Annotated in this window: 9 protein-coding genes; 2 read left to right on the top strand and 7 right to left on the bottom strand. The window is 58.9% G+C overall.

Annotated elements, in window-relative coordinates; genetic code table 11:
* The 3 genes from AC1DVH_RS20905 to AC1DVH_RS20915 all read right to left on the bottom strand — a co-directional run.
* Positions 1-481 (bottom strand): glycosyltransferase family 2 protein (locus AC1DVH_RS20905; RefSeq protein WP_477755400.1); only part of this gene is annotated, 481 nt, incomplete at its 3' end.
* Positions 482-529: 48 nt separating this feature from the next.
* Entirely contained in the window at positions 530-1507 is a 978-nt protein-coding gene (locus AC1DVH_RS20910) for an NAD-dependent epimerase (RefSeq protein WP_477755401.1), read from the bottom strand.
* A gap of 200 nt (positions 1508-1707) precedes the next feature.
* Positions 1708-2328 carry a cell wall hydrolase gene (locus tag AC1DVH_RS20915; RefSeq protein ID WP_477755402.1) on the bottom strand — a complete coding sequence of 207 codons (621 nt, stop codon included), beginning with the start codon at positions 2326-2328 and terminating at the stop codon, positions 1708-1710.
* A 141-nt stretch (positions 2329-2469) separates the two neighbouring features.
* On the opposite strand from AC1DVH_RS20915, the gene AC1DVH_RS20920 reads away from it, so the two are divergent.
* Together AC1DVH_RS20920 and proS are read left to right on the top strand one after the other, a co-directional pair.
* Positions 2470-3321, top strand: a complete 852-nt coding sequence (locus tag AC1DVH_RS20920; protein ID WP_477755403.1) for a CAP domain-containing protein — start codon at positions 2470-2472, stop codon at positions 3319-3321.
* 218 nt (positions 3322-3539) lie between these two features.
* The gene (proS, locus tag AC1DVH_RS20925) at positions 3540-5030 is read left to right on the top strand and encodes a proline--tRNA ligase (RefSeq protein ID WP_477755404.1); all 1491 of its coding nucleotides are present in this window, start codon (positions 3540-3542) and stop codon (positions 5028-5030) included.
* 211 nt (positions 5031-5241) lie between these two features.
* On the opposite strand, the gene AC1DVH_RS20930 is transcribed toward proS, so the two are convergent.
* From AC1DVH_RS20930 to AC1DVH_RS20945, 4 genes are all read right to left on the bottom strand, one after another.
* A complete protein-coding gene (locus AC1DVH_RS20930) occupies positions 5242-5397 on the bottom strand; it encodes a DUF2474 domain-containing protein (RefSeq protein WP_477755405.1) in 156 nt (51 codons plus the stop codon).
* Positions 5384-6400 carry a cytochrome d ubiquinol oxidase subunit II gene (cydB, locus tag AC1DVH_RS20935; protein WP_477755406.1) on the bottom strand — a complete coding sequence of 339 codons (1017 nt, stop codon included), beginning with the start codon at positions 6398-6400 and terminating at the stop codon, positions 5384-5386. The genes AC1DVH_RS20930 and cydB overlap by 14 nt, the downstream gene beginning before the upstream one ends.
* Before the next feature lie 17 nt (positions 6401-6417).
* Positions 6418-7839, bottom strand: coding sequence for a cytochrome ubiquinol oxidase subunit I (locus tag AC1DVH_RS20940; RefSeq protein WP_477755407.1), 1422 nt, complete (start codon positions 7837-7839; stop codon positions 6418-6420).
* 122 nt (positions 7840-7961) lie between these two features.
* A partial coding sequence (locus AC1DVH_RS20945; protein ID WP_477755408.1) for an FdhF/YdeP family oxidoreductase occupies positions 7962-9759 on the bottom strand: 1798 nt, incomplete at its 5' end.

Here is a 9759-nt window from a genome sequence, read left to right on the forward strand (position 1 = left end):
AACCGGTGTCCGGGGTGGCGTCCTTGAGCAGGCGGCGGCGCAGGTTGTTGGCGAAACGCGAGGCGTAGCGCTTGCTCGCCGTATCACGGCGATTGACCCGATGCCCGGCGACCAGTTGCACGTCAACCTGGCCCGGTTCGCCGCGCACCAGCGCCAGCATGCCGGGGATGTCCGCCGGGTCGTTCTGGCCGTCGCCATCGAGGGTCGCCAGCCATTGCCCGCGCGCCTCCCGTGCGGCGTGGTACAGCGAAGTGCTCTGCCCCAGCGAGCGCTCGTGATGGAGGATGCGCAAGGTGTTCAGGCCGTTCTGGCGGATCTGCCGCAATTCCTGCAGGGTCGCATCGGTGCTGCCATCGTCAACGACGATGATTTCGTACGATTCAGCGGCCAATGCGACGCGGATTTCTTCAAGCAGCGGCTTGAGGTTGTTCGCTTCGTTCTTGGCGGGAATCAGTACGGATACAAAAATGTCTTGGTTCATGGGGTCTCTCTCGCCCTTTTGATTTTTTCGAGATCAGAGGCGAACGCTTCAAATCTGATAGAACTGCCGATACCACTTCACAAACTCGCCGACGCCGGTTTCGAGCGTCACCTGCGGGCTGAAGCCCACCCACTCGGCCAGTGCCGAGACATCGGCCCAGGTCTTGACCACATCACCGGCCTGCATCGGCATGTAGTTGCGCCGGGCCTGCAGGCCCAGGGCGGACTCCAGGCAGTCGACGAAATCCAGTAACGCCACCGGCATGCCACGCCCGATGTTGAAGAGCCGGTTTACCCCGGTGGCGGAGCCTTCCGGCACCGGAGGCCTTGGGCGTAGTCGGGCGATACCYTCGACAATGTCGTCGACGTAGGTAAAGTCGCGCGACATCTGCCCCTGGTTGTAAATGTCGATGGGCAGGTCTTTGAGGATGGCGTCGGTAAACTTGAACAGCGCCATGTCCGGGCGACCCCATGGACCGTAGACGGTAAAAAAGCGCAGGCCACTGGCTTTCAGGCCATACAAATGGCAGTAACTTTCGGCCAGCAGTTCATTGGCGCGCTTGCTGGCGGCGTACAGCGAAACGGGATGTTCGACAGGGTCCTCGACACTGAACGGCATCTTGCTGTTGGTGCCGTACACCGAACTGCTCGAGGCGTAGATCAGATGCTCGGGGCGATGGTGCCGACAGGCTTCCAGCACATTGAGGAAACCCACCAGGTTCGATTGCCCATAGACATCCGGGTTGTCCAGCGAGTAGCGCACTCCGGCCTGAGCGGCCAGGTGCACCACCTCGGTAAAACGGTGTTCTTGAAACAGGCTCATCAGGGCCGGTTTATCGACGATGTCCATTTTCCGGAAGCGAAAGCCCGGCAAAGTCTCCAGCACCTTGAGGCGTGCGTGCTTGAGTTCCACGTCGTAGTAGTCGTTGAGGTTGTCGATCCCAACAACCTCCTGACCCTCGCGGCACAAGCGCTGAACCGTATGAAAACCGATGAAACCGGCTGCACCGGTGACCAGAACGGTCATTGGACGCACGCCTGCGACTGCGCTGCGATCGACGCGAGATTACTGATCCAGACCCTCGTGGGCTTCATGTGTAGCTCCTGCTTATGGCGTCATTCGCGCACGGTTTCGTTGTGAAGCTTATAAAACAGAAACATTTCAGTTTCGATAACGCCGTGCGCAACCTCAGCAAAAAAAACCATATCTGGCCGAAACAGCCGCTATTATCTGGCCGAATCGTCATGTGGCTTGTAAAACCGGAACAAACCGATATCCACGGTCTTGATGTATTGCGTGGCCCAATCCGGTTTGACGGTACGATCGTGGAAATACAGTGCACCCTGCGTGCGGTCCGGCAGTTCCTTGTTCAGGGCCTTGCGCGCGATTTCCTTGGCCATCGCGTAAGGCACCTCTTCCTGCACCGAATCGGATTTGCCGTCACACCACCAGGAAAACTGGCAACTCTTGGTTTCTGAACCCTGTTTGACCACTTTGCACACCGTGTCCGGAAAGCCCTCGTGGCCCAGGCGATTCATGACCACGTTGGCCACTGCCTCCATGTCGGCGGTGTCCTTGCCCCTGGCTTCCCAGTAAATGGACCGGGCCAGGCACGTGATCGCATCGTCCAGCGGCGCGACGCCCGCCGGGTCGACGGCCTGGACTTCGGACGGGGTAATCGCTTCAGCCTTGGGCACCGGTGCGGGGTTGTTGTTCTCGGCGGCTTTCTGTTCCAGCACCTCGGCCTTGTTCTCGGCCGCTTGCTGCTTTTGCGCTTGATCCGCAGCGGACACCGGGCCGGCAAACAACATGAAGGCGAGGCAAGTGGCGATCCAGTCGAGGCGCATGGTCGGTGTCACTCGGTGAGTGGTTCGATTCAGTCTAGTAGTGAAATGATTTCGCCCACCCCACTACACTCTGGATAAATCCGTTGTCCTGGATGGACCAACTTCGCGCATCATGGGCGCAATCTGCTCAAGGGGATATTCATGGGTTTCATCTCATCCGCAATGCGTTTGACCGGTTTGTCTCTGGGCCTGGTATTCGCCGCTAACGCTATCGCGGCGGACGAAGCGCAATTGGTCGAATCGATCAACGTCTACCGCAGCCAACTGCAGCGCTGTGCCGGCCAGGTCTCATCGGAGCTGCCGCCGCTGTCGGCCGACCCGCGCCTGGTGCTGTCCGGCCCGAGCATCGGCAATCTGCAGCAGGCCATGGCCGCTGCGGGTTATCCCATGAAGAATGTGCAGGCCATCAGCCTGTCCGGGCCTCGCGATGCCGCCTCGGCGATGAAGGCGATTCAGGAGAGTTTTTGCCAGATCGTCCTCGACCCGCAATTCGTCGATGTCGGCGTCAGCCGCCAGGACAATCAGTGGCGCATCGTCGTGGCGCGGCCACTGCTGAGTTCACACCTGGGCGACTGGCAGACCGAGGGCCAGAAGCTGCTCATCGAACTCAATGCCGCACGAGCCAAGCCGCGTCAATGCGGCACCCAGTCTTTCAATGCGACCGCGCCGCTGGCCTGGAACGCCACGCTGGCCACCGCCGCCGAAGGCAACTCGCGCTCCATGGCCAACAATAACTACTTCGATCACAAGGACCGCGATGGCCGCACCCCGGGCGACCGCGCGGAACTGGCCGGCTACGACTTCCAGCAGATCGGCGAAAACATCGCCGCCGGGCAGGACAGCGTACGCAAGGTGGTCGAAGGCTGGCTGGTCAGCCCTGGTCATTGCGCCAACCTGATGAACCCGCAGTTCCGCGAACTGGGCGCAGCGTATGCGACCGATCCAAAGAGCGATGCGGGGATTTACTGGACGGCGGTGTTTGGGGCGCAGTGAGTGCCCTAGCCCCCGAAGCGATTGCGTCGGGGGTTCTTTGTGGTCAACGAACACTTCGAAGTGCGAAGTAACTTTACAAAAAGAAAGATCCTTCTGAAGGAAATTTCTGAAATATGAAAAACCACACATGAAGTCTTGAAATTTCAAAGCTCAATAAATATACCTACCCCTTACGACACCATTTCGAATAACAATTTCGACTTCAAAGCAAGGGTCCTATGAAAAACGCAATATCACCTACAAGAAATGAAAACTTTTCTGACTGGTATCAACAAGTGATTATCCAGTCAGAAATGGCTGAGAACTCTCCAGTTCGAGGCTGCATGGTAATCCGTCCTTGGGGGTATGGCATATGGGAGCAGATTCAACGAGAACTTGATAAGAAAATCAAAGACACAGGGCATTCAAACGCATATTTTCCACTTTTGATTCCGTTATCCTTTCTTCAAAAAGAAGCAGAGCATGTTGAAGGCTTTGCCAAAGAGTGCGCGGTTGTAACCCATCATCGTCTCGAAAAATCAACGGATGGAGCGCTTACTCCCGCAGGAACACTAGAAGAACCGTTGATCATCAGGCCCACCAGTGAAACGGTCATCGGTGCATCCTTTTCACGATGGGTACAAAGTTATCGGGATCTGCCTCTACTTATCAATCAATGGGCGAACGTACTGCGCTGGGAAATGCGTCCTCGGATTTTCCTGCGCTCATCGGAGTTCCTATGGCAGGAAGGTCACACCGTTCACGCAACTCATGATGAGGCCTTGGACGAAACGCTAAAGATGCTGGATATCTATGAGCGCTTTACTACCGAGCACCTGGCCATACCAGTAATTAAGGGCGAAAAGTGCTCCTGGGAACGTTTTCCGGGCGCCGTCAGCACCTACACCATTGAAGCGATGATGCAAGACGGCAAGGCCCTGCAAGCAGGTACTTCTCATTTTTTAGGCCAGAACTTCGCACAAAGTTCAGACATCCGCTTCGTGAACAAAGGAGGGATAAAAGAACTGGCATGGACCACGTCTTGGGGAGTATCCACGCGACTGATCGGCGCGATGATAATGGCCCATGGTGACGATGATGGACTAGTACTCCCGCCCCTCGTGGCACCGACGCAGGTCGTCATTATCCCGATCGTGCGCAACGAACAGAATGCAGATGCCATTCATGACTACTGCAAAAAACTGCAAAAGCAGATTTGTCGGAAAAAACTGAAGGGGCAAAACCTTCGGGCCAGTGTTGATTGGCGGGACATGAACAGTGGCGAAAAAAAATGGTACCACATCAAGCGTGGCGTCCCTGTCCGGATCGAGATTGGCATAAAGGAACTGGAGCAAAATGCGGTGTCCTATTTCTGTCGAAACAACTGCAAAATCCTTCTGAAACTTGACACTGGAGATTTCGTTAATAACATCTCGAAAACACTGGCCACCCTTCAAAAAGACATGTTAGAGGCAGCACAGAAGAAATTGTCCGACAACACCACAACGATCACTACTCTGGACGAATTCAAAAAGCGCTTCAAACAGAACACAAAACTTAGCGCCTTTGTTCTCGCCCCCTTCACCGAAGACAAAAAAGTTGAAAAAGCCATCGGAGAGCTTGGAGTAACCGTTCGCTGTATTCCGCTAAAACAACCTGAAATCTCCGTAACCTGTTTATTCACCGGCCGAAAAACGAACACGTGGGCACTTTATGCAAAGTCATATTGATCCCTGATCACCTACAGYCCCGCTATTGCGGCAATGCTGTTCATTTAAGAAGTATAGAGAGAGCAATAAGTAACCTGTGGCGAGGGAGCTTGCTCCCGTTGGGCTGCGAAGCGGCCCCAAAAGAGGGCCTGCTGCGCAGTCCARCGGGAGCAAGCTCCCTCGCCACAAGTCATTTGTCACAACTGCCATTTCGGTTTTCTGGCAGTACGCATCAGTGGCTACTCATCCCGGCCGCATGCATCAACATCCGCAACACCCCCGCCACCACCCCCAACGCAACCACACTGCCCAGCCAGATCACCACCAGCCATCCCAGGCGCTTGTACCAGCGCGCGGGTGCGGTTTGATTCCTATCAATGGTAGCCATCGCCAATCCTCACTTTGCCGCGGAACACGTAGTAGCTCCAGACCGTGTACATCAGGATGATCGGCAGGATGAACAGCGCGCCGATCAGGATGAACAACTGGCTGGTAGGTGGTGACGCCGCTGCCCACAGGCCGATCGACGGCGGCACGATGTTCGGCCAGATGCTGAACGCGAGGCCGATGTAGCCCAGGAACACCAGCATCAGGGTGAAGGCGAACGGCCAATGGGTGTGGCGTTGGCGCAGGGTCTTGAGCAAGCCGAACATCGCCAGCAAGGCCAGCACCGCCAGGCCACCGAACACCGCCAGGTGCGCATGGGCAAACCAACGGGTGGCGATTTCCGGATGGAGGATTGGCGTCCACACGCAAATCACGCCGATCACCGCCAACAGCAGCCAGGCCAGGGGCCGGGTGAACAGGCGCATCCGCGATTCGAGCATGCCTTCGGTCTTGACCAGCAACCAGGTACTGCCGAGCAGCGCATAAGCGACGATCAGCCCGACTCCGCAGAACAGCGGAAACGGTGCCAGCCAGTCCAGCGAACCACCGGCGAACTGGCGGTCGACCACCGGGATGCCGGCGATGTAAGTGCCGATCACCACGCCCTGGGAGAAGGTCGCGAGCAGCGAACCGCCGATGAACGCCATGTCCCAGACATGACGCTTTTCAGGGCTGGCCTTGAAACGAAACTCGAACGCCACACCGCGAAAGATCAAGCCGCACAACATCAGGATCAGCGGCAGGTACAACGCTTCCAGAATCACCGAATAGGCCAGCGGGAACGCGCCATACAGCGCCGCGCCGCCCAGCACCAGCCAGGTCTCGTTACCGTCCCAGACCGGTGCCACGGTGTTCATCATCACATCGCGCTCCTTCGCATCCGGGATCAGCGGAAACAGGATGCCCAACCCCAGGTCGAAGCCGTCCATGATCACGTACATCATCACGCCGAAGGCGATGATCACGCCCCAGATCAACGATAAATCGATACCTTGAATACCCATGACTCAACTCCCTTCCTTCAATTGACGCGGGCGTCGGTTTCGAGGATTTCAGCGTCGGCGGACAGCGGCCGGCGCGGTGTGATGACCTGATCGGAATGCCCGTCGACGGGATGCCCGTGATGCGGCTGCGGCCCTTTGCCAACCAGTTTCATCATGTAGCCGATGCCCACCGTGAACACCGAGAAATAGATCACCACGAACAGCGCCAGCGAGATGCTCAACTGCGTGACGCTGTGATTCGATGCCGCATTCGCCGTCCGCTGCAGGCCATACACCACCCACGGCTGGCGCCCGACTTCGGTGGTGATCCAGCCGGCGAGCATGGCGATCAGGCCGCTTGGGCCCATCCACAGCATCAGGCGCAGGAACCAGCGATTGCGGTAAATGGCACCGCTGCGGCGCAGGGCCAGGCCGAGCACACCGGCCAGCACCATCAACATGCCGAGCCCGGCCATGACGCGGAAACTCCAGAAGATGATCGTCGCGTTGGGGCGATCCTCTTTCGGGAAGCTCTTGAGCGCCGGGATCTGCTTGTCGAGGCTGTGGGTCAGGATCAAGCTGCCCAGGTAGGGAATTTCGATGGCGTATCTGGTTTTCTCGGCCTGCATGTCGGGGATACCGAACAGCACCAGCGGCGTCGCTTCGCTGCCGTTGTTTTCCCAGTGCCCTTCGATGGCAGCGATCTTCGCCGGTTGGTGCTCCAGGGTGTTCAAGCCGTGAGCGTCACCGACCACCGCCTGAATCGGGCTAACGACCAAGGCCATCCACAACGCCATCGACAGCATCTTGCGCACTTGCCGGGTGTCGTTGCCGCGCAGCAGGTGCCACGCCGCCGACGAGCCGACAAAGAACGCCGTGGCCACGAACGCGGCAATCGCCATGTGCGCCAGGCGGTACGGGAACGACGGGTTGAACACGATGGCCAGCCAGTCCAGCGGCATCACGCGACCGTCGACGATCTCGAAGCCCTGGGGCGTTTGCATCCAGCTGTTGGAGGCGAGAATCCAGAAGGTCGAAATCAGCGTGCCGATGGCGACCATGACCGTCGAGAAGAAGTGCAAGCCGCGCCCTACCCGGTTCCAGCCGAACAGCATGACCCCGAGGAAACCGGCCTCGAGGAAGAACGCCGTGAGCACTTCATAGGTCAGCAACGGCCCGGTGATGCTGCCGGCAAAGTCGGAGWAACGGCTCCAATTGGTGCCGAACTCGTAGGCCATGACCAGCCCCGAGACCACGCCCATGCCGAAGTTGACGGCGAAGATCTTCGACCAGAAATGGTAGAGATCGCGGTAGGTGTCGTTGTGGGTCTTCAGCCAAAGCCCTTCGAGCACCGCCAGGAAACTGGCCAGCCCGATGGTGATGGCGGGAAAGATGATGTGGAACGAAACCGTGAACGCGAATTGCATGCGCGCCAGGTCCAGTGCCTCCAGGTTAAACATGTCGATATCCTCATCGCGGCTGAAAAACGGCGGCACACGGCCGGGCCACCGTCAGGCCGGGGGGGCCTGCAGCCAACACAAGTCGAAAGGGTTACGCGAGCGGCATCGGGCCGCCCCCGGTGTCAGGCGGCGGAAGTCGAAATCAGGTTGCTGGCCTTCGCCTGTTCCAGCCGGATGGCGACGAACTTGGAAGTCGGGGTGAAGGTGCGGTCACCGTAACTTTCCAGCGGCACCAGCGGGTTGGTCTCGGGGTAGTACGCCGCCGCCTGACCGGCCGGAATGTCGTAGGCGATCAGGGTAAAACCGCTGACCCGACGCTCACGCTCGTCGTCCCACAGCGCCACCAGGTCGACCTTCTGCCCCGGTTCAAAACCCAGCCGGCGAATGTCCTGCTCGTTGGCGAACACCACGTCGCGCATGCCGTAGACCCCGCGATAGCGATCGTCCAAACCGTACAGCGTGGTGTTGTACTGATCGTGGGAACGCATGGTCTGCAGAATCAGGTGCGGCTTGACCGCCAGGTTGCGCACGCCCTCGCTGATCAGGTGCTCCGGCAACACGCTCGGGGTGAACTGAGCCTTGCCGCTGGCGGTTTTCCAGATGCGTTTGGCCGCGTCGTTGGGCATGTGGAAACCGCCCGGATGCAGCAATCGCCGGTTGAAGTCTTCGAAGCCGGGAATGGTGTCGGCAATCATGTTGCGGATGCGGCCGTAATCGCCGATGGCCCAGTTCCAGTCGATCGGGTGCTTGCCCAGGGTCGCGGCGGCGATGCCGGCAATGATCGCAGGCTCCGAGCGCAGGTGTTTCGACTTCGGTTTCAGTTGGCCGTGGGAGATGTGGATCATGCTGAAGGTGTCTTCCACGGTGACGCCTTGCGGTCCTTCGGCCTGGATGTCGATGTCGGTGCGGCCCAGGCACGGCAGGATCAGCGCTTCACGGCCGGTGACCAGATGGCTGCGGTTGAGCTTGGTGGCGATGTGCACGGTGAGGTCGCATTTGCGCAACGCAGCGTGGGTGCGCGGCGTGTCGGGGGTGGCCTGGGCAAAGTTGCCGCCCAGGGCGATAAACACCTTCGAACGCCCCTGCTCCATCGCGCCAATCGCCATCACAGTGTTGTGACCATGCTCGCGCGGCGGCTTGAAGGAGAAGCGTTTTTCCAGGGCATCGAGCAAATCCGCAGGTGCCAGTTCGTTGATGCCCATGGTGCGGTCGCCCTGCACGTTACTGTGACCGCGAACCGGTGACAGACCCGCGCCCGGACGGCCGACATTGCCGCGCAGCAGCATCAGGTTGATGACTTCCTGCAGCGTCGGCACCGAGTGCGTGTGTTGGGTCAGGCCCATCGCCCAGCACATGATCACCCGCTTGGACCGGGCGTACATGCGGGCGGCGAGTTCGATATCCGCCAGAGACATGCCTGACTGCTGCTCAATGTGCTCCCAACTGGTGGCGTCGACTTCCCCAAGGTAGGCGCCCATTCCCGAGGTGTGTTCAGCGATGAACTCATGGTCGAACACCGGTTCGCCGCCGGTGGCCTGTGCTTCGCGCTCCCATTGCAGCAGGAACTTGACCATGCCACGCATGACCGCCATGTCACCGCCAAGTGCCGGGCGGAAGTACGCGGTGTTGGTCGGCTCGGAGCCGTTCAGCAACATTTCGATCGGGTGCTGCGGGTGCTGGAAGCGCTCCAGTCCGCGCTCCTTGAGTGGGTTGATGCAGATCACCTGTGCACCGCGCTTGACCGCTTCGCGCAACGGTTCGAGCATCCGCGGGTGGTTGGTGCCGGGGTTCTGGCCGATGACGAAAATCGCATCGGCATGCTCCAGGTCGTCAAACACCACGGTGCCTTTGCCCACGCCGAGGCTTTCGATCATGCTCACCGCGCTGGCTTCGTGGCACATGTTCGAGCAGTCCGGAAAG

This window comes from Pseudomonas sp. P4_C3 (assembly GCF_056402075.1).

Coding starts and splice junctions, on each gene's coding strand:
- AC1DVH_RS20915 (WP_477755402.1), bottom strand. CDS start 2,328: ATGCGCCTCGACTGGATCGCCACTTGCCTCGCCTTCATGTTGTTTGCC.
- AC1DVH_RS20920 (WP_477755403.1), top strand. CDS start 2,470: ATGGGTTTCATCTCATCCGCAATGCGTTTGACCGGTTTGTCTCTGGGC.
- proS (WP_477755404.1), top strand. CDS start 3,540: ATGAAAAACGCAATATCACCTACAAGAAATGAAAACTTTTCTGACTGG.
- AC1DVH_RS20930 (WP_477755405.1), bottom strand. CDS start 5,397: ATGGCTACCATTGATAGGAATCAAACCGCACCCGCGCGCTGGTACAAG.
- cydB (WP_477755406.1), bottom strand. CDS start 6,400: ATGGGTATTCAAGGTATCGATTTATCGTTGATCTGGGGCGTGATCATC.